This window comes from Lysobacter sp. TAF61 (assembly GCF_052113485.1).
Classification (GTDB): Bacteria; Pseudomonadota; Gammaproteobacteria; order Xanthomonadales; family Xanthomonadaceae; genus Lysobacter_J.
In genome coordinates, this window is record NZ_JBFRDH010000003.1 from 526838 (window position 1) to 548516 (window position 21679).

Here is a 21679-nt window from a genome sequence, read left to right on the forward strand (position 1 = left end):
CGCCGGGGCCGGGGCCAGGCGGCGACGCGGTCAGAACACGAAGCCGAATCCCACCATGGGCCCGCTCATGGTGATGTCGATCTTGCGTCGCTGGTCCTCGAATTTCGCCGTCAGGTACCGGTAGCCGAGCAGCCATTCGCCGTATTTCACCTGGTACTGGCCGACGATGCTGGCGTTCCAGGTGCCGTCGGTCTGTCCGAACGAGCCGTCTCCGCGCAGCGTCACCCGCCAGCGCTGGGCGAAGGCCCACGTGTAGCGCGCACCGAGCATGAAGTCGGCGTAGGAGTCGTTGGGGTTGAGCTCCAGCGTGCCGAAGCGTGGATCGTGCGGATCAAACGTCACGGTCAGGTCGATGTCGATGTAGCGCAGGCCGCCAAATACCTCGATGCCCTTGAGGCGGTCCTCGCCGGGGCTCCACACTGCCGCCGCCTCGAACAGGTAGGCGTCGAGCTGCGAGTCGGTATTGATCCGCTCATAGTCCTGGTCGCCGCCCAGGCCGAAATAGGTGAAGTCGGCGAACAGGCCGTAGGCGCCGTTCTGCCCTTCGACGTGCGCCTGGAAGACGCCGTCGATATCGTCGATGACATTGGTGAAATCCGAGCCGCCCTCGCTCACGGGGAAGGGCGTGTGCAGGTCCGTGCCGACGCTGGCCGCCCACAGGTAGGGCGCGACCATCCATTTCCATTCACCGGGGTCTGCGCTGTCCGCGTGGCTCTGGTCCTGCGCATGCGAAGACCATGGAACGATGGCAAGGAAGGTCGCCAGGGCCGCTGCAGGTGGGAGGTGCTTCGACTTCACGTGCTTGAACGTCATGCGCTTCAACTTCACGCTGCTTCTCCTCGCACTGATCGATCGCGAGGAGGTGCGCTCCCCGCGTCTGAGGCGCGTGGGCACGCCAGTTGCGGAAGCCTGCGGCCCGCGGCATTCATGGCAGGTGAAGAAGCGGCACGGTCCGGGGCTTGCGAACCGTGCCGCTCCTCCGGGCCACAGCGGGCGTTCGGGAGCGCCAGTCAGCGGGCGATGGCGTAACGCGTTGCGGGCGTGATCCGCGACAAGCCGGGCGCCATTGCGCGGCGTGCGTCTTCGAACGCGGTCCACTGGGCAACGTCGGGCAGGGCGGGGATGGTCACGTGCTCGCCCAGTTCCAGGCCTGCAAGGGCCGCATCGACCAGATCCTCGACCGACATGACGATCTCCTTGGGCAGGTCTTCCACCGGCCGGCCGGCGACGCCCCAGAACTCGGTCGCGGTCGCGCCGGGGAGGACCGCCTGGACACGCACGCCCTTGTCGGCCAGTTCGTGCTGCAGCGACTGCGAAAACGCCAGCACGAATGCCTTGCTGCCGCCGTAGACGCCATTGAGCAGTTCCGGGGCCAGCGCGACGACCGAGGCGATGTTGATGATCGTGCCGCGGCCGCGGGCGACGAACGCCGGTGCAACCGCATACGCCAGTCGCGTGAGCACGCTGACGTTGAGCGTGATCATCTTCTCCATGTCGCCGACATCCGATTGCAGCAGCGGCGCGGTGGCGCCGACGCCGGCGTTGTTGACCAGCACGGTGATGCTGGCGTCGGCTGCGAGCGTTGCTTCCACGCGCGCCAGGTCCTGTTTGTCGGTCAGGTCGGCGCTGATGGTTTCGACCGAGCGGCCGGTGCGGTCGGTAAGCGATTTCGCCAGTTCCTGGAGCTTGTCGGCGCGGCGGGCGACGAGGATCAGGTCGTAGCCGGCGCGGGCGAGGCGGTCGGCGTAGACGGCGCCGATGCCGGAGGAGGCGCCGGTGATCAGCGCGGTACCGTTGTGTGCATGGGTGTTCATGGGCAGGTCCTGGGGGGAGAGTCCGAGTCCGGCGACATGCCGGGTCGGAAGCAAATGTAGGCCTGCTTGCCCGTGGCGCAAATGTCGTATATACCTCCTTTTGTGCCATACGTCGGTCTGGGAGTGCGGGCGATGATGAGGGTCGGATTCATACTTCCGTCCGGGTTCCAGATGATGGGAATCGCCGCCACGTCGGTGTTCGAACTGGCCAATGCCCACGTCGGCGAGACGGTCTACGACATCCATTTCCTGTCCGAGCACGGTGGCCAGGTGAAGAGCTCGCTGGGGATGTCTGTCGAGACGCGGGCATTGCCGCGAACGCCATTCGACACGCTGATCGTCAGCGGCCTGCTGGAGCCGTCGCCATCGGGCCGCAAGCTCGTTGGCTACCTGCGCAAGGCATTGCCCGTCACCCGCCGGATCGCCTCGGTCTGCACCGGTGCGTTCATCCTGGGCGAAGCGGGCCTGCTCGACGGACGGCGCGTCACCACGCACTGGTTCCACGCGCGGACGCTGCAGCTGCAGGTGCCGCAGGCGAAGGTGGAGGAGGATCGGATCTTCATCATCGACGGGTCGGTCTGGACGTCAGCCGGCATGAGCGCGGGCATCGACCTGGCGCTTGGCATGGTCGAGAAGGACCTGGGCATGGATGTGTCGCGCTCGGTGGCGCAGAAACTGGTGGTGTACCACCGCCGTGCCGGTGGCCAGACGCAGCATTCGGCATTGCTGGAGATGGACGCAAAGTCTGACCGCATCCAGACAGCGCTCGACTACGCGCGGCAGAACCTGCGCGCGGCGCTGACAGTGGAGGAACTCGCTGAAGCGGCACACCTGAGTCCGCGGCAGTTCAGTCGGGCCTTCCGCGCCGAGACCGGACAGTCACCGGCCAAGGCCGTCGAGCACCTGCGGCTCGAGGCGGCGCGGGTCATGATTGAACAGAGCAGGCACCCGATCGAAGTGGTCGCGGCCGAAACCGGATTCGCCGATCGCGAGCGGATGCGCCGCGCGTTCCTTCGGGCCTTCGGCCAGCCACCGCAGGTCCTGCGGCGCAACGCCCGCGTGATGACGGGGCCATAGGTGTCGCGGGCGCGGCGGTGCGAAATCAGGCCCGAGGCAGCGTCACGGTCGCCACCAGTCCGCCACCATCGCGCGTCTTCAGAACAAGCCTGGCGCCGATCGCGATCGCCAGTTGCTGGGCGATGGCCAGGCCCAGGCCAGCGCCACCGGAATCGCGGTTGCGCGAGCCCTCGACGCGATAGAACGGTTCCAGCACCGAATCGAGCTGATCGGCGGCGATGCCCGGCCCGCGGTCCATCACGCTGATGGCGACGGTGCCGTCGTCATCGAGCGACGCGGCAACTTCGGCGGCGCCGGCGTACTTGACCGCGTTGTCGATCAGGTTCCCGACGACGCGCCGCAATGCGCGGGGCCGCGTATTGACCGGAACGCCGGCGTGCGTGATCAGGCTGACCGAACTGCCGGTGTCCTGGTAGTCCCAGACCATGCTGTCGAGGAATGCATCCAGGTCGACCTTGATCAGCGGCTCGTTGCCGCCGTGCGCGCTGCGCGCATAGGCGACGCCATCGCGGACCAGGTGCTGCATTTCGTCCAGGTCGCTGGCCAGCTTGGTGGTGGCCGGGGATTCGTCCATCGCCTCCACGCGCAACTTCATCCGCGTGATCGGCGTCTGCAGGTCATGGGAGATCGCGGCAAGGATCTGCAGACGCTCCTTGAGGTGGAGGGCGATGCGGTCCTGCATCGCATTGAACGCCGACACGGCCTTGGCCACTTCCGCCGGTCCGCCCTCGGGCAGGTGCGGGCCGTCGCCAGTGGGGCTCAGCGCGTCGGCCGCGCTGGCCAGTTGCGCCAGCGGCCGGGTGATCTGGCGCACTGCCAGCCAGGCGCATGCCAGCAGCAGCACGAGCTGGGCGGCAAGCACGTACGGCAGCCACTGCGCGATCGGCATCACCGACGGCGTGAGTTCGATGGTGACGGGACTGCCGTCGCTCAGATTGAGGTGGACCTGGAGGCGTTCGGGCCGGGTCGAAGTGGTGTTGCCGCGCACGGGGTAGCGGTCGCCGAGCACGCCGCCGATGAGTTGCGTCAACTGCCGCGACCGTTCGGTCTGCAACTCGCCGCCGGGCTCGCCCGGGCCGAGGATGTAGCGATAGGTCCGGCGCGTGAACTTCGGCACCCATGCCGGCCGCTCCGCGGCGGGCAGGCGGTCGAGCATCGCGATCGATGTGGACACGTCCTTCTCCAGGTTGCCGAGCATCATCGACGTCGCCGAGACATAGCGCTCGTAGAACAGCAGGCCGAACGACAGGCCGTGGGCGATCAGCAGGCCGGTGAACAGGATCAGGTACAACCGCGACGCGATCCTGCGCGGAAGCAGGCGCGACCAGAGCGATGGGGCATCGTTGCTCATGCACCCTCATCCAGCAGCGTGACCGGCAGGCTGAACACATAGCCCTCGCTGCGAACGGTCTTGATGTACGCCGGTTCGCGCGGGTCATCCTTCAGGCGCTGGCGCAGGCGACTGACCAGCAGATCGATCGAGCGGTCGAACAGCTCCGCCTCACGGCCCTGGGTCAGGCTCAGCAGCTGGTCGCGGCTGAGCACGCGTTGCGGGTGGTCGAGGAACACGCGCAGCAACCGGAACTCGGCGCCACTGAGCGCGACGGCGGTGCCCTGCTGATCGAGCAGGTGTCGCGCCGTGGTATCGAGCCGCCATTGCCCGAACTCCAGCAGCCGGCTGGCCTCGGTCACCTGCAGGTTGGGCGGCAGCATGCGCGTGCGCCGGATCACGGCGTTGATGCGCGCCAGCAGTTCACGCGACGAGAACGGCTTGGTGACGTAATCATCGGCCCCCATTTCCAGGCCGATGATGCGGTCGGTAGCGTCGTCGCGTGCGGTCAGCAGGATGATCGGGATGGCCTTGTGCTTGCTGGTGCGCAGGTTCCGGCTGAGCACCAGGCCGTCGTCGCCGGGCATCATCACGTCCAGCACGATCAGGTCGACCGCGTTGGTGTCGAGGATCGCGCGCATCTCGCGCCCGTCCGCGGCCAGCGAGGTCCGAAACCCGTTCTTGCGCAGGTACTCGGCCACCATCGAGCGGATGTCGTGGTCGTCGTCGACGACCAGGATGTGATCAATGTGTTCCATGCAACGGGTCCTGGCTTGGATGCGGAATGGGCGGGCTCAGATGCGCGCGTTCACTTGCTCTGCAGCAGGCGCTTTACCTTGTCCTCGGTCTCGGCATAGTTGCCCTCACCGAAGTGGTGGTACACCACGTGTCCCTCGCGGTCGATCAGGTACAGCGCCGGCCAGTAGCGGTTGTTATACGCCTCCCAGGTTTCGTAGCCGTTGTCCTGGGCAACCGGGTACTCGATGCCGAAGCGCTTCACGGCGTCCTCGACGTTGCCGCGAATCTTCTCGAAGCCGTACTCGGGTGTATGCACGCCGACCACGACCAGGCCCTGGTCCTTGTAGCGCTGGTGCAGTTCCTTCACATGCGGCAGCACGTGAACGCAGTTGATGCAGGAATAGGTCCAGAAGTCGACCAGGACCACTTTTCCGCGCAGTTGCGCCATGGTCAGCGGGGCACTGTTGATCCAGTGGTCGATGCCCTGGAATTCAGGCGCCTTGGGGGCAGGGGAGATGCTGGTTCCCGGCACGGGATCGGCGCTGGCGCCGGGCGCGCAGGCAACGGCAAGCACGCTCATGCAAAGGGCGGTGAGGATGGGCTTGAGCAGTTTCATGATGGCGGACCGTGGTCAAAGACCGGTTGCGATGGAGGGGAGCCACTGCGTGGCCCAGGCGGAGAACAGGACGTCGTACTGGAACAGCTGCAGCACGGCGACTGCGATTGCGACCGCGCCGAACACGCGGCGGAACAGTTCGGCGCGTCGATTGAGGAAAGCAAGGCGCGAGGTGATCCAGCGACCGCCGTAGGCGATGGCGAGCATCGGAAGGCCTGCACCCAGGGCGTAGGCCGCCAGCAGCGAGGTCGCCTTGCCAGGCGCCTGCGAGCTGGCCGCGAGCGAGAGCACCGATGCCAGGATCGGCCCCGCACACGGGGTCCAGGCCAGGCCCAACGAGGCGCCGACCAGCAATGCGGCCATGCTCCCGCTGCGCTCCTCACGGGGAAGCGAAGGTCCGGCATGGGCGGCCCGCCATTGCTGCACGCGCGCCACCAGCCAGTTGAACGGCGCCGGCCACAGGCAGGCCAGGCCGGCCATGAGCAGCAGCCAGATCGAGCCGGTGCGGATCGCCTCCTGCAACTCGCCAGAAGAGGACGACAGTGCGCCGATCAGGATCCCGCTGGCGGCGAACGTGGCAACGAACCCGGCGATGATCAACGCAGGCTCGACGCGGCTGCGACCGGTGCTGGTGGCGAGCACGATCGGGAGAACCGGCAGGATGCAGGGCGACAGAATGGTGGCGACGCCCGCCGCACCGGCCAACGCGAATTCGAATCCGTTCCCGACCATGGCTCAGCCCCCTTCGCGGGGCGAGAGGTCGACCTGCCGGGATGCTGCGACGCCATCGTCTGCAGTGGCCTGGTCGTTGGTGTGCGCCAGCTCCGGGGACAGGCCGGCAGCAGCGAGGAGTGCGAGGGCGAGGACGTTGCGGAACATGACAGGTACCGTGATGGGTGTCGGGACGCCATTTCATCGCCGGGGTGTATCCCGGGGGTGTCGCGCCGGAGCCGATTTGTATGCGAGCCGCGCCGATTGCGGCGAACCTACGCTGCGTTACAAAGAGGGAGCCTCAAGAGAGGGCGCCTGGAGCCGATCGGATTCGTGCCGCGATGGCATCGATGGAGGCAAGGCCGGCCGGTTTCCCGGCCGACTTCACTGCCGGCGCGCTGCGGATCGGCAGGGCAGGCGAGGAGGCGCGTCAGACCAGGTTGATCGTGACGCCGATGTTGCCGCGGGTGGCCTTGGAGTACGGGCAGGTCTGATGCGCGGCTTCGACCAGCTCGCGGGCGACGTCGCCATCCAGGTCGGGCAGGCTGACATTGAGGCGGGCCTGCAGGGCGTAGCCGTCGGCGTTCGTGCCCAGGTCCACTTCGGTGTCCACGGCCAGGTCGGCCGGGAGCTTGATCTTGCGGGCGGCGGCAGCGGCGCCGATGGCGCCGATGAAGCAGGCAGACCAGCCGGCGGCAAACAGCTGCTCGGGATTGGTGCCGGCGCCGGACGTGCCGGGCGACGACAGCTTGATGTCAAGACGGCCGTCAGAGCTCTGCGACGCGCCGTTGCGGCCGCCGGTGGTGTGGGTCTTGCCGGTGTACAGCACTTTTTCGATCTGGGTGGTCATGGCGATTCCTGGAGGCTATGGGGAGAGGTGCATCGGGTTGTGGCCTGGGGTTGATATGCAACCCGCTGCCCTTTTCCGATGACGAAATTCTTTCAACCCCATGTCCGCCGGTTGTGTCGCCGACAGGCCGTTATGCAAGGTTCTGTGGCCACGGCCGGCGCCGATACAGTTCGATACAAAGCCGCGCCGTCAATGTCCTGCGCCGTCAATGTCCTGTGTAGCGCGCCCGCTGCGACAACCCCGGCGCGGGGGCCGTCGCCAGCACCACCGTGCGCGGCCGCTCATGGACCGAATCGATCTGGCAGCCGATCGCCTCGATCGCGCTGACCACGTCGTCGCCCCAGAAGCGACCTTCGATCCGCACGTTGCGTCGTTGCATGTCGATCTGGATGCGGGCGCCCAGGTCGACACGAAGCAGTGCCCGCAGCAATTCACTCTCCGCCGCGGTGGCACTGGCCAGCGTGAGTTCCAGGTGCGCGTCTGGTTTCTTCATGGTCATCGCGAGTCCTCCTTTGGTCGCCGCACGACGTCCTCGATGTCGCCGCTTTCCAGCACCGCGCTCCTGCTGCCATCGCGGGCGACGGCGAGCATGGCCTGGCCGATGCCTTCGCTGGTCAGGACGGTATGCGGGAACAGCCCGCGCGCGATAGACAGCAGCGGCGCGCTCACCGTGTAGATGCCGTGGATCCAGCCGGTCTTGGTGCGCACGCCATGCAGCGGCTGGATGACGCCCGGCCGGAACAGATACACCGCCTTGAACGGAAGGCGCAGCAGCGCGTTCTCGGTGCGTCCCTTCACTCGCGCCCACATGCTGCGGCCGCTCTCGCTGCTGTCGGTGCCGGCGCCGGTCACATAGACGAAGACCATTGCGGGGTTGAGGCGGGCGAGGGTGGTCGCGGCCGCGAGGGTGAGGTCGTAAGTCACTCGTGTGTAGTCCGCCTCGCTCATGCCCAGCGACGACACGCCCAGGCAGAAGAAGCAGGCGTCGAAGCCCTGCAGCCGGTCTTCGATGGCGCTGTAGTCGAAGAAGTCGGCGTGGATGAGCTCCTGCAGTTTCGGGTGCGCCCGGCCGGTTGCGGTTCGACCGATCGCGACCACGCTGCTGACATCGGCGGCGTTGAGGCACTCGCGCAACACGCCCTGGCCGACCATGCCCGTGGCGCCAAAGATCAGGACCTTCATGACACGCACTCCCGCTGCGTGGAGGAGGCGACATTGCGGGCGGTGGTGTTGGGCATTGGCGTTCCAGCGACAGGGGGAAGGGTGTTACTGAGTGTTCACGCACTCATTGATCGGGGCAAAAAAAGGGCGCTAGTCAGAAGCAGCAGCCCGCCAGAACGCCTCAAAGCCCGCACTGCGGTACTGCTCGGCGGCGCCGGGTTCCTTGAGCATGAAGTCCATCGTGGTTTCCGCCAGCGCGACCAGGATCGCGCCGATGTAGGCCGGCGGATGCTCGCGCAACTGACCCTTGGCCATGCTTTCCTGGAGCATCGACTGGAAGTCGGCGAAGCCCGCGGAGGCAATCGCACGGGTGTCTTGAGTGATGCGATCGGACACGGCCAGCTGCGCCACCACCTTGCGCCTGTCGACGTTCACCAGGCCCCAGTCGACGTACGTCCGCCACACATGGCGTGCCCGCTGCTTGATGTCGGCGGCACGCGGGTAGGTGGAGAGCATCGCCTCGCGCAGCTCGCGCTTGATCTCCAGGTAGAGATGATTGAGCAGCTCGTCCTTGTTGCTGAAGTACGTGAACAACGTGCCCTCGGCGACGCCGGCGACCTTGGCGATCCTTGCCGTGGGCGCGTTGATGCCGTCCTCGGCGAACACCCGGATGGCGGCGGTGAGCAGGGCGTTTCGTTTGTCTTCGCTGCGGGGGCGGGCCATGGCGGTTCGTTATTACTGAGTGCGTACTCAATCATATGCTTGCCTTGGCGATTGTGCAAACTCGCGCCTGACATATCGCATGTCAATATGTGTGTTGCTGTTTAACGATATGCCTGATATTGTCAATCGACAAAACCGTGGGAGAGACCACGTGCTCCAGCCCAGCTCCGGTACTGCGCTTACCGCCTCGCGGGTCCTGCTTGGGATCCTGCGCATCCTCAACATCGGCACGGGCATTGGCCTGCTCCTGGCCATCCCGGCCAGCTTCCTGTTCGAACCGACGTTCTTCCAGTTCTTCAGCAAGCAGCCGCCGCGCGTGGACTCGTCGCTGCTGATCCCGGTGCTGCGGACCTGGATGGTGCTGGCGCTGCTGATGGTTGCGCTGGTCCACGTGCAGCTGTCGCGACTGCTGGCGGTGGTGGCGACGGTCAACAGCGATCCGTTCGTGCCCGAGAACGCCGTGCGATTGAAGACGATCGCCTGGTGCATGCTGGGCATCGAGCTGCTGAGGCTGGTGTTCGGCGTGATGGCAGGTGCCATGAATGCCGCCGGTTCGAACATCGACTGGAAGTTCTCGGCCAGTGGCTGGGTCGCGGTGGTCCTGCTGTTCGTGCTCGCGCAGGTCTTCGAGGTTGGCACGCGCCTGCGCGCGGACCTGGACACGATGATCTGACATGGCCATCTACGTGAAACTCGACGACGTGCTGCACGATCGGCGCATGACCCTCACCGAACTTTCCGCCAGGGTCGGCATCACGCTCGCCAACCTGTCCATCCTCAAGACGGGAAAGGCGCGCGGTATCCGCTTCTCGACCCTGGAGGCGATCTGCGAAGCGCTCGACTGCCAGCCTGGCGATCTGTTGCAGTACGAACGGTCCGCGCAGGTGACTGAAGCCGATCAGGCTGAAGCTGCCAGGGCGGACGAAGAAGGATAGGGCGGGCACGCACAACCGGGTGAAACGGACTTTCCGGGCAATCGGGTAAGCTGCGCCTCCGCGGTGTCGACCAGGTCCGACGAGCCGTCATGTCCGACTCCGAGATCATCCTCAAGACCACGCCGCCACGCTTGCCGAGCGCCGCGGTGGAGCGCGAGCGCCTGGTGGCCTTGTGGGACGGGATCAGCGATCGCACCGCCATCCAGCTGGTTGCACCTGCGGGATTCGGCAAGACAACGGTGCTGCTGCAGTGGCGACGCCGCTGGCTGGAACGCGGGGCCGTCGTCGCATGGGTGAGCTGCGACGCCGAAGACGATCCGGCCCGCTTCATCGCCGCATTGTGCCGATCGGTGCACAGCGCGAGCAGCGATCTCGGACCGGGATCCCCGGGGTCCGGCATCGCGGCATTGACCGACCTTCTGTCCGAAGTCGCCCAGCGCGGCGCGCAGACCGTCGTCATCATCGACGAGGCCGAACGCCTGCCGGCGGCGACCGTACGCACGTGCGTGCAATACCTCCTGCTCAACGCACCGGCAAACCTGAGCGTGGCCATTGCCTCACGGCTGGCGCTTCCGTTGCGCGTCGCCGAGTTGGCGGCGAAGGGCAACCTCGCCACGCTGACCACCGATGACCTGCGCCTGCGATTCGAAGAGTCGCTCTCCATCCTCGAAAAGAACCTTGGCGCCAGGTTGAACCTGGACGAACGTGCACTGCTGCACGAAACCACCGAGGGTTGGCCCATCGGCCTGCAGCTTGCGATTGCGATGGCCGGGCACGATACCGATCCGGCCGCCGCGGTTCACCTGCTGTCGGCGCGGCGGGGCCATCTCCAGGGCTACTTCGTCGAATCGCTGCTGTCGCGTCTGTCCGGGCCGACGGTGGCGTTGTTGACCCGCGTAGCCATCCTCGACGACATCAACGCCGAACTGTGCGAACTGATGAGTGGCGTCGGCGTCGCCGACGGCGACATGCAGTTGCAGCAGATCATCGCCGAAACACCCATCGTCATCCTTGGCGATCAAGCAGACTGGATCCGGTTGCATCCGCTCGCCCGCGACTTCCTGCTCAGCCGGTTCGAACTGCTTCCGCAGCAGGAACAGTCGGAGCTGCACGCGCGCGTTTCGCACTGGTATGCCAGGAACGGACGTTTCCATGAAGCCGCCAGGCACGCGCTTGCCGCCGGTGACGAGCCGCTGGCGCAGGCGTACGCGTCGCGATCGCTGTGGACGCTGGGCACGCAGGGTCAGATCGCCGAGGCGCGGGAATGGCTGGAGCGGATTCCCGCGGCGATGCTTGCACGCGATTCCGGGATCAGGCTCGGCGCCGCATTCGTGCTGGCGGCGACCGATCGCAATTCCGAAGCCCTGGCAATCGCGCGCGGGATCATCGATGACCCCGCCACCACACCCGCAACCCGCGTCGAGGCGCTGCGGGTCGCGGCTGGGGCGTGCATCTATGCCGACCGCCTGGGTTTGCTGCCGGACCTGGTGGCGCGCTGGACGCCGTTGCTGCGCGAGCACGACGATCCGCTGTACGCGGTTTCAAGCCTGAACACCCGCGCGATGGCAGCCCTGCATGCCGGCGCGACCCGCACTCTGCGCGAACTGTTGGACGAGGCTGCCGAACACGGAGAGGCGGGCTCGTTGCACCTTGCCGCGGGCCTGGGGCGGATGCTGCGCGCAATGGCTCACCTGTGGGACGGCGACCCCGAGCAGGCCGCCGCCACACTCCGCCGCGCCGTGGCGAATTCGGAACAGGAGAAGGGACGTCGCGGCATGGTCGCGTCGCTGCAGGCCTCCGTGCTTGCCGCCGCGCTTACGCGAATGGGGCGACCCGCCGAAGCGCTGCCGCTGCTCGCGAACCGGCTCGATGTCATCGAGCAGTGGGGCGCGCCCGACAACATCCTGCTCGCCTACCAGACGCTCGCACGGATCGCGCTTGGCGAAGGCGACGAGCGACGGGCGCTGCAGGTGCTGGAAGAACTGGATGCGTTGGCCGTGCGCCGGGAATTGCCACGCCTGCGGATTCATGGTCTCGCCGATCGCATTCGCATTCACGCGCGGCACAACGCCCGGGAAACCATCGATGCGCTCACCCAGGCGCTCGACGAGGCCCTGGCGACGATGCAGGGCGAGGAGCTTCGTCCGCTGCTGCCGGAGTGCGAACTCGTCGCGGCGATTGCCAAGGCCGATGCGGCGCTCGCACGCGACGCCCTGGACGAGGCCGAACAGCTCCTCGATAGCGGCGACGCGCTGGCAAAATCGCTGCACCGCCAGGGCGATGTGCGTTCGATCATGGCGTTGCGCGCGGTGGTCGCATGGAAGCGCGGAGATGACCTCGCCACGCCATTGCTGAAGGAGACCGTCCACCTGGCCACGCTCGCAGGCGATGCCTGGCTGCTGACCCATGTCCATCCGTTCGCGTTGGACATGGCGAGGGATCGGGAGCAACCGGGCAAGCGTGCAGTGGCTCCGCGCACTACGGTGGCAAGGCCGTTGCTGGTGCGCAACGGCGCGCTGACGTCGAAAGAATCCGAAGTGCTCGGCCTGCTCGCCAAGGGCCTGTCTAACAAGGCGATCGCCCGGATCCTCGATGTCACCGCCGAGACGGTGAAATGGCACCTCAAGAACCTGTTCCAGAAGCTGTCGGCTACGTCCCGCAAGCACGCGGTGGACCGGGCGCGCGTGCTGGGGTTGCTGCAGGAGCAGTGAGCTCCTGCTGCCCGGATCAGTTGGCGGGGACGAGCAGGGGCTTGCCCTTCTCGACGATGTAGGTCGCCAGTTCGGCCGCGTTGCCCTGGCCAAGGTTCTTCACCGAGTGCGCCGCACCGGCCGGGATGAACAGCACGTCGCCCGCCTTGAGCACTACCGGGGGCTGACCTTCGACCCGGTACTCCATCGTGCCTTCGATGGCATAGACGATCTCTTCGCCCGGATGGCGATGCCTGGGGGCCGTGGTCCCTGGCGCGAAGTCGACGCGCACCTGCACGACTTCGCGACCCGGAATCGATAGGTCGTGCTTCTGCAGGTCCGTGCGCTTGAGTCCGCTGGGGGCCGTCTGTGCAATGGCGGCAGAGGAGAGCACGAGTAGACCGGCAAGCGCGGCGTTGACGGATGCGATGGCGAGGTGGTTCTTCATGGGGGTCACCTGTTGCGTTGAATGGTGGAGTGGGGAGGCTGGCTGGGGTGATCGCGAGGCCTACGGCTCGTCTTCCCATGCAGTAGCCGAATCGAACATGCCCGGCTGCAGCGGCACTTCGTCCGCGAACTTCAGGTCAACCTGCGGCGCATTGCCACTTGTTGGGTGGGCGGCGGGAACGATTCGCGAATTCGCCGGGTCTGCAACGATCCAGGGAGCGCGGTTCACCGGCGCGGGCACACCGGAAGAGGCGGGGAGCAGGTCGTCGGCATGCTCGCGCACGGACTGCTGTGCGTGGGCAGCGGGGAGGATGACGGCGCAGATGAGCAGCGCCGCGGAGATGGTGAGCTTGTTCATTGCGATGCCTCTCAAGTGGTGATCCCATTTGAGCGGCTGCGCGTATCGGCAGTGTGTTCCAGTTTCCGCGGATTTGTATTTGTGTGTAGCGGCTCACGCCGCGTCCGTGAACGCGTCGTCCGCAGCGGCAAGAACCGTGCCCACCAGAGTGACGGTGCTGTCGTTTCCCCAAAACGGAACCGGGGGCCTTGTCGGCCCCCGGTTTTTGCCATCAGGTGGTCTGGCCATGGGCCCGTCCTACAGACTGCCGCTGCAGGCCTTCTCGTTTCCGCTGCACCGGCCGAGCCGTTCAACATCGGCCTGTGCCTTGTCCTTTGCCGCGACTCGCTCGGCTTCGGTGGTGCAAACCCGCGTGGCAACGTTGCTTCCCACTTCCTTCTTCTTCTCGCATACCACGCCCTTGTCATCGGTAGCAGCGGCGGAACTCGACGCCGTGTCCGATGAAGTTGCTTCACCTGCGTAGGCAAGTGAGGTCGCCGACAGAGCAATGAGGAACAGTACGGTCTTCATTGTGGATCCTTCCTGGCTGTGGAGGGCTGAGAATAATCCTCCGGGTACCATTTGCAAGTCAGGGGGGCAGGGCGGCTTGACCGGCGAGAGACCTGGCGAGGCGCATCAGCGGAGTGCCTGGACGAGCACCTGCAGCGTGCCCCGCGAACGCCGGTCATTGAGCGCGCTGTAGAGCATGACGTCCTGCCGGGGTATCGACGGCAACGAGGCAATGCCACTGACGTCCACCGCCCCGGCCGGGACGGCTCGTCTGGCCAGTACCGCCACCGCCAGCCCGCCGGAAGCAGCGGCGCCGAGGATGGCGGCTCCCTTGCCGACGAAGACTTCATCCCAGGCGATTCCGGCCCGGTCCAACGCGCTGGTCGCTGCTGCGCGGATCCGGCAGGACTCTCCTTGCGTAGCGAGCGGCAATGGCTTGCCGGCGAGCGGTCTCCACCCCGTGGCGGCGAACCATGAGAAATCCTCCGTGAACGCGGCCTTGCCTTGCTTGCGCCCATCGTCGGGACGCAGCACCAGGGCCGCATCGAGCTCGCCCTGCTCGTAGGCACGCATCAGCTCCTGCGTGCCTGCGATCCGCATCTCGATCCGCAGCCCTGCATCGTGGTCGTGAATGCGGCGCAACAGGGACGGCAGTTCGCTACCGATCAGCATGTGGTTGATGCCAACGACCAGTCGACGTTGCTCCGTTTCGAACGCAGCTACCGCAAGGTCGTGGCTGGACATCAGATCGCGTGCGGCACCGAGGAAGGCCAACCCCTCAGCGGAAAGGCGAACCTGTCGTGGCGTTCGCTCCAGCAGGCGGCGTCCCAGTTGCTCCTCAAGCCTACGCAACTTCAGGCTGACTGCGGATTGGGTAATGCCCAGCGAGTCTGCTGCGCGGGTAAAGCTCTGCATCTCCGCGGCAAGAACGAAGGCCCTGACTGCACCGATATCCAGAGTTTCCATATTTCCAATCATTCGATACTGAAATGACAGGTACAAGCATAGATATGTTTTAGTTATGCATCAAGCGGACTAACCTGCACCCGTGCAATCGTTCAAACGGGAGTAACCCATGAGTCGCTTTATTGGCATTACCCTGGCAATGCTGGCCGGGTTGGCGGCGCGAGACGCCGCTTCATTCGAGAAGGTGTCGCCGCTGCGCGGGACATGGACGCTGGTAGCGGCAGACAAGGTACTGCCGGGTGGTGGACTGGCGCGCGACTATGGCGAGCGGCCGAAGGGCAGGCTCGTCGTGGACGACCAGGGCCGCTACTCGTTGCAGATCTTCAAATCCGAACGGGTCCGCTTCGCCACCGACAGCAAGGCCGATGGCAGCGCGGACGAATTCAAGTCCGCGGTGATGGGCAGCAGCACGCACTACGGAACGGTAACGATCGACAGCGAGGCCAATCTGCTCGTGTTCTCGATCGAAGGTTCCTCGTTCCCGAACTGGGAAGGGACGGTGCAGAAGCGTCAGTACAAGCTCGACGGCGACGAGCTGAGTTACCGGGTGCCGCCTCGCCCCGACGGGAGCGTGCCCATCTCGGTCTGGCACAGGCAGGAATAGCCGGGGCAGGGGCCCTCAGCCTATGAAGCCGGGATCATTGCGCGGTTGAAATAGGTGGCCCGCTCGAACTCGGCGACATTCACGGCAATGCGTGGAAGCAGCGGGAACATCGCCGCCAACTCGGTAACGATGGCCTTCGACAAGGCCGCACGCTGATCGACACTTCGCCCCTGCATGATCCAGGCGAACGTGTGGATGAAGTCCTGCTTTTCACCGCCGACAGCGTAGATCTCGAAAGGCTGTACGCGGATCTTGATGTCGGATTCCTCGAAAAGCGATGAAGCGTTCACTACTCGATGCAGGCGGGTGATGATCGCTTCTTCGCTGTGAATCTGAAGCAGTTCCTGGGAACAGTCGACTATGAAGTGCGGCATGGCGGCTCGTCGGTTGGAGGAAGAAGGCGCTGGGGGCGAACGCAGGCCATCCTAGTCCGCTCAACCGATGGAAGAAATGTGTTCACGGAGATTTCTGGTATTTCGGAATCGAATCTTCGGTCCGTTCTTGCAGGGCGCGGCGGTCGCATCTATGGTTCTCCCTTCAAGCCGAGCCCGCTTCGCGGCTCCGCTTCGTTCCGACCTTGGTTCGCTGGGAGATCACGCAATTGGCAACAGACAATGAACGCTACGACCTTGGCGTAGCCGCACTTGCGGCGATCACGGGTGGCACGGGCACTGCGGTCGTGGAGAGCCTGAAGGACATCGCTCCCGATCTGGCGGAGTGGATCGTCTCGTTCTCGTACGGGGATGTCATGTCACGTCCCGGCCTGGACCTGCGATCTCGCCAGTTCGCGACGGTCGCGGCGCTCACCGCCATGGGTACAGCCGCGCCACAGCTGAAAGTGCACATCAATGGAGCGCTCAATGTCGGCTGCCGGCCATCCGAGATCGTTGAGGTGATTCTTCAGATGGCCGTGTACGCTGGTTTTCCTTCGGCCATCAACGCCCTCAATATTGCTCGTGAGGTGTTCAAGGAACGCGGCGTGTTGATCGGCAGCTGAGAATTCATTCCAGCTCGACTCGCGCCTGCCTCGTGCGGAAGAGGAGGGGCGGGTGGGGCTGATGAGCCGGGAACGTAACTCGCTATCGCTCAGGGTTCCGAAGTGGGAAGCCCGGGCGGCCGACCGGCCTTGAGGTAAATCACGCTGCCACTGGCACTCATCCTGCGAGGTGGGTTCCAGGTGCCAAACGGTTCAATGCCACACGCGCAGCTTGTACCCACCGGGGCGTCCTGCACCTGGCAACCCAGGTAGGGCCGCACGTTCTCAGGGGCAATGACGAAACCGAAGTTCGATGGAAGAGGGGCGGTGCAGGCAATCTTGGAAGGATAGTCAGCGCAACGCCACGTGCTTACTTCAAACCCATTGTCCTGTTGCGCCTGGGTACGCTGGTCATAGTCCACGCAGGCGTAATCGTTCGCTGTCGCATAGCGCCAGACGTATGGGCTCTGGCACGGAATCCGGAATGAGACGGGTCTGTTCGGGTCGGGGGTTGGCTGGGGGCGATTGTGTTGCCTGCGGAAAGCAATCGCATCGTTGTCGGCCTTGACTTGATCACGTACCGCGACTGGCACGCACACGCGGTCACTTGAAGTAGCGCGCCTGAGCGCGTAGCCAGGTCGGCAGTGCGTCGGACACTGGTATGCAGGGTCTGCCGCGAAGACAGGCACAGGCGCCCAGGCGAACGCGAGAAGCCCGATGAGCGTAATGGCTGGGCCTGGCTTCATCCGCGGCACCTCACGCGTTTCGTGCACAGACAATGCGAACCCTGAGAGCCCACTCGTACGGGGCGGGCACACCAGAAACGCCGTTGGCGTTCTTGCCCCCTGTGCCATCGAACATGGCAAACACCGTCCAGCCCCTGCCATCGTCCGTCGGTTGCGACAGGAAGACACGCCAGTCGTCGGGCTCACCGCGCCCGGATGCCGCTGAGAATCCAGCCGACATCGCCCGCATACCGTCGGGGCAAGTAACTTCGACCTGCTTGAGCTTGTTCCGGGTGGAACCAGACGAGCGCTCGATGATGGCGTAGTTGGGCTCGTTGACGATCACTTTCGGGAGGAAGTGCTGGACCATTGGGCCAGAGCGAAATGGTTGGGGTTGGCCCAGTGCCGCGCCTGGAATTGCCAGACAGGCGAGCATTACCAACTGCGAAGACCATGCGGTGATTTGCGCAGCCGGGCGTCGGTAACAGCCGAACCGAACCAGGCGGCGCGTGGCGGCGTGGTCTCGATTCGCGGAGGGGCGGGCGACGGTCGCTGCGTTCACGGCGGAGCACTCCTTTGCGGTGGGCGGCGGCCGGCACCCTGGAGGGGCCGCCGCACTCATGAACCCAACGCAGGCTGGTGCTCCGCGAGGCCAACCGTGCGCTGCGTCTTGCCGCACGTCGGCTATTGGCTGCGGTTTCAACCGGTAGATAGCGGACGTTGACCCATTGGCAATCCTCCAGCCTGGTGACCTTCGAGCGCAAACCATCCGAGGTTCGAGGTCGTCACACCATTCAGCCGCGAACCATGCTTGGATTCACATCGATGTCTAGACGCGAACGCCAGAACGCATCGCCCGCAGCCTTCGTCCGTGTCCGAGGCGCGCGCGAGCACAACCTGCAGGATGTCGACGTCGATATTCCACGCGACGCGCTGGTGGTGTTCTCCGGCATCTCCGGCTCGGGTAAATCGTCGCTCGCGTTCGGCACCCTCTACGCCGAGGCGCAGCGCCGCTATCTCGAATCCCTTTCGCCGTACGCGCGACGGCTGGTCAACCAGGTCGGCGTGCCGGACGTGGATTCCATCGAAGGCCTGCCCCCCGCAGTGGCGCTGCAGCAGCAGCGCGGCACGCCGAACGTGCGTTCCACGGTCGGCAGCGTGACGACGCTGTCCAGCCTGATTCGCATGCTGTACTCCCGTGCGGGCACGTACCCGTCCAAGCAGCCCATGCTGTACGCGGAGGACTTCTCTCCCAACACGCCGCAGGGCGCGTGTCCGAACTGCCACGGGTTGGGCTACGTGTATGACGTGACGGAAGCGTCGATGGTCCCCGACCCGTCGTTGAGCATCCGCGGCCGCGCCATCGCGTCATGGCCACCGGCGTGGCACGGGCAGAACTTGCGCGACATCCTTGTCACACAGGGCTACGACGTCGACGTGCCGTGGTCGCGGCTGCCGAAGAAGGACCGCGAGTGGATCCTGTTCACAGAGGAAACTCCAACGGTGCCGGTGTACCCCGGCTTCACCCCTGCCGAAACACGCACCGCGTTGCGCCGAAAGACGGAACCTGCGTACATGGGCACCTACACCGGCGCGCGGCGCTACGTGCTGCACACCTTCGCCACCACGCAGAGCGCGCTGATGAAGAAGCGCGTGTCGCGTTTCATGACTGGCGCACCGTGCCCCGTGTGCAAAGGGCGCAGGCTCAAGCGCGAAGCCTTGTCGGTGACCTTTGCGGGTCTGGACATCGGCACGCTGTCGCAGCTGCCGATCAATCGCGTCGTGGACGTGCTCAGGCCCGCCGCCGATGGCCACTTCGACACACCGGCTAGAACCCGCACCCGGGGCCGCGCCGACACCCGAAGGGACGTGGCCGCGCGCGTTCAGGCGGGCGGGGCGGCGCACGCCGGCGGTTCGGACGTTCGCCGCACGCCGGATCTATCGGAAGAGAAACGCATCGCAGCGCAGCGCATCGCGCACGACCTGATCGATCGCATTGGCACGTTGCAGGCGCTCGGCCTGGGCTACCTCACACTGGATCGGCCGACGCCCACGCTTTCACCAGGCGAACTGCAGCGATTGCGGCTGGCCACACAGATTCGCTCGAACCTGTTCGGTGTGGTGTACGTGCTTGACGAACCTTCCGCCGGGCTGCATCCGGCCGACAGCGAAGCACTGTACGACGCGCTGGACCGGCTGAAGATGGCCGGCAACACGTTGTTCGTGGTCGAGCACGACCTCGAATTGATGCGTCGCGCTGACTGGCTGGTGGACGTGGGTCCCGGCGCAGGCCAGCACGGGGGACGTGTCCTTTACAGCGGGGTGCCATCAGGCCTGCGCGAGGTCGAGGCATCGCATACGCGCCGCTATCTGTTCGACAAGCGCGACGCCCGCCGTCGCGATACCCGCGCCATTTCGCAATGGCTCGAACTGCGCGGCATCCACCGCAACAACCTTCACGGCGTGGACGTGCGCTTCCCGCTGGGCGCATTCACCACCGTCACCGGCGTATCAGGATCCGGCAAGTCGAGCCTTGTGAGCCAGTCCTTGGTGGAACTCGTCGGCGAACACCTGGGGCACGAACCTCCGACGGAAGAGGCCGACACCGACAGTCCACCCGGACCGGGACTAATCGCGCGCACCACGGGACGCATCGGCGCAGGCGCGGAGGCGATCCGGCGCCTGGTCAACGTCGACCAGAAGCCGATCGGCCGCACGCCGCGCTCCAATCTCGCCACCTACACGGGCTTGTTCGACCACGTCCGCAAGCTGTTCGCGGCGACGAAGGCCGCGAAGGCGCGCCGTTACGCCGCCGGCCGCTTCTCCTTCAACGTCGCGCAGGGACGATGCGAGACCTGCGAAGGCGAGGGCTTCGTGAGCGTCGAGCTCTTGTTCATGCCCAGCGTCTACGCGCCGTGTCCGACGTGTCACGGCCGTCGCTACAACGCAAAGACGCTGGAGATCGAGCTGCGCGGGAAGAACATCGCACAGGTGCTGGACATGACCGTTGACGATGCGCGGGCATTCTTCGTTGAAGAAGCCGCGGTGCATCGCCCGCTGGTCCTGTTGCACGACATCGGCCTGGGCTACCTGCGCCTCGGCCAGCCGGCGACGGAACTGTCCGGCGGCGAAGCGCAACGCATCAAGCTGGCGACCGAATTGCAGCGCAGCCAACGCGGAGACACGCTGTACGTGCTGGACGAACCGACGACCGGTCTGCATCCGGCCGACGTCGACAAGCTGATGGCACAACTGCATGGGCTCGTGGATGCGGGCAACACCGTCATCGTCGTCGAGCACGAGATGCGGGTCGTGGCCGACAGCGACTGGGTGGTCGACGTGGGACCAGGAGCGGGCGAGGAGGGCGGCCGCATCGTGGTCGCAGGTACGCCGGACGACGTCGGCCGGACCATGGCCAGTCGAACGGCGCCCTATCTGGCTCCGTGGTTACGCTGAGTCCGTCCGGGGCGATTTAGCTCGATGTTCCGTGCCGGCTGGAGCGGACACCTCGCATCGAGTCAGAACGTGAGTCGAGTACTCGTAGATCCGCGCCGCCGGAACATTTGTGGCTATGGCATGGATCCGATGGACCGGGCCACTTCAGGCCTTGCGGGCTTCCTCGGCCTTGCGGCGGTTGGCGTAACCGGCGCGTCTGAGTTTCATCTTGTCTCGCCACATCAAGCCACGTAACCGCTCGATGGTCATGCGTTGGCCGTCCTCTGAAACGAGGTGGCGGCCTCGCAGCCCCCACCCGTACCAGTCATCTTCGAAGTCGTAGTTCATTTGGGCGCTCCCGGGGGAATGAGGCGTTGACCCGGGATATCGGCCGAGAGCAGGGCGAGTGGTGAAGGAAACGCCGCGCTAGGGCATCAGAAAGCAGTCCACGCCAACTCCTACGGAGAGTTGACATAATATGCATTATGCGAAGTGCTCTGTTGGTCGGTGCAGCCGTCTATTTGCTGCTTAAGGCCCGTCGTGTAGGCCCTTCCCGACCCGCTCTCGCGGCGTAGTCCGATCCAGCTCAAGCGCCGGGGGCCGATAAGGTCCCCGCCGCCTTCCTAGGGATACCCATGAACACCAATCTTAGGCCTCCATGCTGGAAGCCGGGCAAAGCTTGCCCGAACGATTGCGCAGCAAGACTGCACCAACAAGTGGTCTACAACCACACGGCACTGCACGGCCCTTGGGCCGGCTGGCGATTGGCCGGCGCCCGGTTGGTCGCACCTGGCGGCGAATGGATCGCCCCGCACCAACTGGACCGCTGGCTATGGCGCCATGCTCGAATGTTCAAGGACTAGCTCAATGGCCGCTTACGGCCAGAAGCATCGGTAATCGGGCGGACCAGGCTTGGTCGAGCTCTCCCTAGAATCTAAAGCCCCGGCTTTGGCAGGAGAGATGAGATGACCTACTACACCGGTTTGGATGTCTCGCTGCGCTCCGTGTCGATTTGCATCATCGACGACAACGGC

General features: G+C 65.4%; 25 protein-coding genes. 8 read left to right on the plus strand and 17 right to left on the minus strand.

Translation table 11 applies throughout. From position 1 onward, the window contains the following. Positions 1 to 30: 30 nt before the first annotated feature. Positions 31 to 828: a hypothetical protein gene (locus AB4Y64_RS10040; protein ID WP_441816296.1), complete on the minus strand. Its 798-nt coding sequence runs from the start codon at positions 826 to 828 to the stop codon at positions 31 to 33. 182 nt (positions 829 to 1010) lie between these two features. After that, positions 1011 to 1814, minus strand: a complete 804-nt coding sequence (locus tag AB4Y64_RS10045) for an SDR family NAD(P)-dependent oxidoreductase (RefSeq protein WP_441816297.1) — start codon at positions 1812 to 1814, stop codon at positions 1011 to 1013. Between the two features lie 171 nt (positions 1815 to 1985). Between AB4Y64_RS10045 and AB4Y64_RS10050 the strand changes: the two genes are divergently transcribed. Continuing rightward, positions 1986 to 2891 carry a GlxA family transcriptional regulator gene (locus tag AB4Y64_RS10050; protein WP_441816298.1) on the plus strand — a complete coding sequence of 302 codons (906 nt, stop codon included), beginning with the start codon at positions 1986 to 1988 and terminating at the stop codon, positions 2889 to 2891. Between the two features lie 25 nt (positions 2892 to 2916). On the opposite strand, the gene AB4Y64_RS10055 is transcribed toward AB4Y64_RS10050, so the two are convergent. The 8 genes from AB4Y64_RS10055 to AB4Y64_RS10090 form a co-directional block, all read right to left on the minus strand. Next, a complete protein-coding gene (locus AB4Y64_RS10055) occupies positions 2917 to 4242 on the minus strand; it encodes a sensor histidine kinase (protein ID WP_441816299.1) in 1326 nt (441 codons plus the stop codon). After that, entirely contained in the window at positions 4239 to 4979 is a 741-nt protein-coding gene (locus tag AB4Y64_RS10060; RefSeq protein WP_441816300.1) for a response regulator, read from the minus strand. The genes AB4Y64_RS10055 and AB4Y64_RS10060 overlap by 4 nt, the downstream gene beginning before the upstream one ends. A gap of 50 nt (positions 4980 to 5029) precedes the next feature. Further along, entirely contained in the window at positions 5030 to 5575 is a 546-nt protein-coding gene (locus tag AB4Y64_RS10065) for a redoxin family protein (protein ID WP_441816301.1), read from the minus strand. 15 nt (positions 5576 to 5590) lie between these two features. After that, entirely contained in the window at positions 5591 to 6307 is a 717-nt protein-coding gene (locus AB4Y64_RS10070) for a cytochrome c biogenesis CcdA family protein (protein WP_441816302.1), read from the minus strand. A 409-nt stretch (positions 6308 to 6716) separates the two neighbouring features. After that, positions 6717 to 7136, minus strand: coding sequence for an organic hydroperoxide resistance protein (locus tag AB4Y64_RS10075; protein WP_441816303.1), 420 nt, complete (start codon positions 7134 to 7136; stop codon positions 6717 to 6719). A gap of 205 nt (positions 7137 to 7341) precedes the next feature. Then, a complete protein-coding gene (locus AB4Y64_RS10080; RefSeq protein ID WP_441816304.1) occupies positions 7342 to 7635 on the minus strand; it encodes a hypothetical protein in 294 nt (97 codons plus the stop codon). After that, positions 7632 to 8318 carry an NAD(P)H-binding protein gene (locus AB4Y64_RS10085; RefSeq protein ID WP_441816305.1) on the minus strand — a complete coding sequence of 229 codons (687 nt, stop codon included), beginning with the start codon at positions 8316 to 8318 and terminating at the stop codon, positions 7632 to 7634. Before AB4Y64_RS10085 ends, AB4Y64_RS10080 begins: the two co-directional genes overlap by 4 nt. Before the next feature lie 129 nt (positions 8319 to 8447). After that, complete coding sequence (locus AB4Y64_RS10090) at positions 8448 to 9020, minus strand: TetR/AcrR family transcriptional regulator (protein ID WP_441816306.1); 573 nt, start codon at positions 9018 to 9020, stop codon at positions 8448 to 8450. Between the two features lie 151 nt (positions 9021 to 9171). Here AB4Y64_RS10090 and AB4Y64_RS10095 point away from each other — a divergent pair, with 151 nt between their 5' ends. The 3 genes from AB4Y64_RS10095 (at position 9172) to AB4Y64_RS10105 (ending at position 12666) form a co-directional block, all read left to right on the plus strand. Next, entirely contained in the window at positions 9172 to 9693 is a 522-nt protein-coding gene (locus tag AB4Y64_RS10095; RefSeq protein ID WP_441816307.1) for a DUF2975 domain-containing protein, read from the plus strand. Between the two features lies 1 nt (position 9694). Further along, positions 9695 to 9955: a helix-turn-helix domain-containing protein gene (locus AB4Y64_RS10100; protein WP_441816308.1), complete on the plus strand. Its 261-nt coding sequence runs from the start codon at positions 9695 to 9697 to the stop codon at positions 9953 to 9955. Between the two features lie 89 nt (positions 9956 to 10044). Next, the gene (locus AB4Y64_RS10105) at positions 10045 to 12666 is read left to right on the plus strand and encodes a LuxR C-terminal-related transcriptional regulator (protein WP_441816309.1); all 2622 of its coding nucleotides are present in this window, start codon (positions 10045 to 10047) and stop codon (positions 12664 to 12666) included. A gap of 16 nt (positions 12667 to 12682) precedes the next feature. Here AB4Y64_RS10105 and AB4Y64_RS10110 read toward each other — a convergent pair whose 3' ends face one another. The 4 genes from AB4Y64_RS10110 to AB4Y64_RS10125 all read right to left on the minus strand — a co-directional run bounded on the left by AB4Y64_RS10110 (position 12683) and on the right by AB4Y64_RS10125 (position 14905). Further along, on the minus strand, positions 12683 to 13093 hold the full coding sequence (locus AB4Y64_RS10110; protein ID WP_441816310.1) for a cupin domain-containing protein: 411 nt from the start codon (positions 13091 to 13093) through the stop codon (positions 12683 to 12685). A gap of 60 nt (positions 13094 to 13153) precedes the next feature. Further along, positions 13154 to 13450: a hypothetical protein gene (locus AB4Y64_RS10115; RefSeq protein ID WP_441816311.1), complete on the minus strand. Its 297-nt coding sequence runs from the start codon at positions 13448 to 13450 to the stop codon at positions 13154 to 13156. Positions 13451 to 13687: 237 nt separating this feature from the next. After that, positions 13688 to 13960, minus strand: a complete 273-nt coding sequence (locus AB4Y64_RS10120) for a hypothetical protein (RefSeq protein WP_441816312.1) — start codon at positions 13958 to 13960, stop codon at positions 13688 to 13690. A 105-nt stretch (positions 13961 to 14065) separates the two neighbouring features. After that, positions 14066 to 14905 carry a LysR family transcriptional regulator gene (locus AB4Y64_RS10125; protein ID WP_441816313.1) on the minus strand — a complete coding sequence of 280 codons (840 nt, stop codon included), beginning with the start codon at positions 14903 to 14905 and terminating at the stop codon, positions 14066 to 14068. Between the two features lie 109 nt (positions 14906 to 15014). On the opposite strand from AB4Y64_RS10125, the gene AB4Y64_RS10130 reads away from it, so the two are divergent. Continuing rightward, positions 15015 to 15509 (plus strand): lipocalin-like domain-containing protein, encoded by a 495-nt coding sequence (locus AB4Y64_RS10130; protein ID WP_441816314.1) that lies wholly within the window; start codon positions 15015 to 15017, stop codon positions 15507 to 15509. 20 nt (positions 15510 to 15529) lie between these two features. Here the strand turns inward: AB4Y64_RS10130 and AB4Y64_RS10135 are convergent, their stop codons facing one another. Further along, positions 15530 to 15883 (minus strand): 5-carboxymethyl-2-hydroxymuconate Delta-isomerase, encoded by a 354-nt coding sequence (locus AB4Y64_RS10135; RefSeq protein ID WP_441816315.1) that lies wholly within the window; start codon positions 15881 to 15883, stop codon positions 15530 to 15532. A 227-nt stretch (positions 15884 to 16110) separates the two neighbouring features. Between AB4Y64_RS10135 and AB4Y64_RS10140 the strand changes: the two genes are divergently transcribed. Further along, positions 16111 to 16506 (plus strand): carboxymuconolactone decarboxylase family protein, encoded by a 396-nt coding sequence (locus AB4Y64_RS10140; protein ID WP_441816316.1) that lies wholly within the window; start codon positions 16111 to 16113, stop codon positions 16504 to 16506. A gap of 735 nt (positions 16507 to 17241) precedes the next feature. On the opposite strand, the gene AB4Y64_RS10145 is transcribed toward AB4Y64_RS10140, so the two are convergent. Further along, positions 17242 to 17772, minus strand: a complete 531-nt coding sequence (locus AB4Y64_RS10145) for a hypothetical protein (protein ID WP_441816317.1) — start codon at positions 17770 to 17772, stop codon at positions 17242 to 17244. Between the two features lie 263 nt (positions 17773 to 18035). On the opposite strand from AB4Y64_RS10145, the gene AB4Y64_RS10150 reads away from it, so the two are divergent. Continuing rightward, positions 18036 to 20666: an excinuclease ABC subunit A gene (locus AB4Y64_RS10150; RefSeq protein WP_441816343.1), complete on the plus strand. Its 2631-nt coding sequence runs from the start codon at positions 18036 to 18038 to the stop codon at positions 20664 to 20666. A 144-nt stretch (positions 20667 to 20810) separates the two neighbouring features. On the opposite strand, the gene AB4Y64_RS10155 is transcribed toward AB4Y64_RS10150, so the two are convergent. Next, positions 20811 to 20993, minus strand: coding sequence for a hypothetical protein (locus AB4Y64_RS10155; RefSeq protein ID WP_441816318.1), 183 nt, complete (start codon positions 20991 to 20993; stop codon positions 20811 to 20813). A gap of 287 nt (positions 20994 to 21280) precedes the next feature. Between AB4Y64_RS10155 and AB4Y64_RS10160 the strand changes: the two genes are divergently transcribed. Further along, the gene (locus AB4Y64_RS10160) at positions 21281 to 21508 is read left to right on the plus strand and encodes a DUF3653 domain-containing protein (RefSeq protein WP_441816319.1); all 228 of its coding nucleotides are present in this window, start codon (positions 21281 to 21283) and stop codon (positions 21506 to 21508) included. The last annotated feature ends 171 nt before the right edge of the window (positions 21509 to 21679 follow it).

What these genes read in the sequence shown, in the direction of transcription:
- AB4Y64_RS10045 (WP_441816297.1), bottom strand. Translation starts at nt 1,814, where the DNA reads ATGAACACCCATGCACACAACGGTACCGCGCTGATCACCGGCGCCTCC.
- AB4Y64_RS10050 (WP_441816298.1), top strand. Translation starts at nt 1,986, where the DNA reads ATGATGGGAATCGCCGCCACGTCGGTGTTCGAACTGGCCAATGCCCAC.
- AB4Y64_RS10055 (WP_441816299.1), bottom strand. Translation starts at nt 4,242, where the DNA reads ATGAGCAACGATGCCCCATCGCTCTGGTCGCGCCTGCTTCCGCGCAGG.
- AB4Y64_RS10060 (WP_441816300.1), bottom strand. Translation starts at nt 4,979, where the DNA reads ATGGAACACATTGATCACATCCTGGTCGTCGACGACGACCACGACATC.
- AB4Y64_RS10065 (WP_441816301.1), bottom strand. Translation starts at nt 5,575, where the DNA reads ATGAAACTGCTCAAGCCCATCCTCACCGCCCTTTGCATGAGCGTGCTT.
- AB4Y64_RS10070 (WP_441816302.1), bottom strand. Translation starts at nt 6,307, where the DNA reads ATGGTCGGGAACGGATTCGAATTCGCGTTGGCCGGTGCGGCGGGCGTC.
- AB4Y64_RS10075 (WP_441816303.1), bottom strand. Translation starts at nt 7,136, where the DNA reads ATGACCACCCAGATCGAAAAAGTGCTGTACACCGGCAAGACCCACACC.
- AB4Y64_RS10080 (WP_441816304.1), bottom strand. Translation starts at nt 7,635, where the DNA reads ATGACCATGAAGAAACCAGACGCGCACCTGGAACTCACGCTGGCCAGT.
- AB4Y64_RS10085 (WP_441816305.1), bottom strand. Translation starts at nt 8,318, where the DNA reads ATGAAGGTCCTGATCTTTGGCGCCACGGGCATGGTCGGCCAGGGCGTG.
- AB4Y64_RS10090 (WP_441816306.1), bottom strand. Translation starts at nt 9,020, where the DNA reads ATGGCCCGCCCCCGCAGCGAAGACAAACGAAACGCCCTGCTCACCGCC.
- AB4Y64_RS10100 (WP_441816308.1), top strand. Translation starts at nt 9,695, where the DNA reads ATGGCCATCTACGTGAAACTCGACGACGTGCTGCACGATCGGCGCATG.
- AB4Y64_RS10105 (WP_441816309.1), top strand. Translation starts at nt 10,045, where the DNA reads ATGTCCGACTCCGAGATCATCCTCAAGACCACGCCGCCACGCTTGCCG.
- AB4Y64_RS10110 (WP_441816310.1), bottom strand. Translation starts at nt 13,093, where the DNA reads ATGAAGAACCACCTCGCCATCGCATCCGTCAACGCCGCGCTTGCCGGT.
- AB4Y64_RS10115 (WP_441816311.1), bottom strand. Translation starts at nt 13,450, where the DNA reads ATGAACAAGCTCACCATCTCCGCGGCGCTGCTCATCTGCGCCGTCATC.
- AB4Y64_RS10120 (WP_441816312.1), bottom strand. Translation starts at nt 13,960, where the DNA reads ATGAAGACCGTACTGTTCCTCATTGCTCTGTCGGCGACCTCACTTGCC.
- AB4Y64_RS10125 (WP_441816313.1), bottom strand. Translation starts at nt 14,905, where the DNA reads ATGGAAACTCTGGATATCGGTGCAGTCAGGGCCTTCGTTCTTGCCGCG.
- AB4Y64_RS10130 (WP_441816314.1), top strand. Translation starts at nt 15,015, where the DNA reads ATGAGTCGCTTTATTGGCATTACCCTGGCAATGCTGGCCGGGTTGGCG.
- AB4Y64_RS10135 (WP_441816315.1), bottom strand. Translation starts at nt 15,883, where the DNA reads ATGCCGCACTTCATAGTCGACTGTTCCCAGGAACTGCTTCAGATTCAC.
- AB4Y64_RS10150 (WP_441816343.1), top strand. Translation starts at nt 18,036, where the DNA reads ATGTCTAGACGCGAACGCCAGAACGCATCGCCCGCAGCCTTCGTCCGT.
- AB4Y64_RS10155 (WP_441816318.1), bottom strand. Translation starts at nt 20,993, where the DNA reads ATGAACTACGACTTCGAAGATGACTGGTACGGGTGGGGGCTGCGAGGC.
- AB4Y64_RS10160 (WP_441816319.1), top strand. Translation starts at nt 21,281, where the DNA reads ATGAACACCAATCTTAGGCCTCCATGCTGGAAGCCGGGCAAAGCTTGC.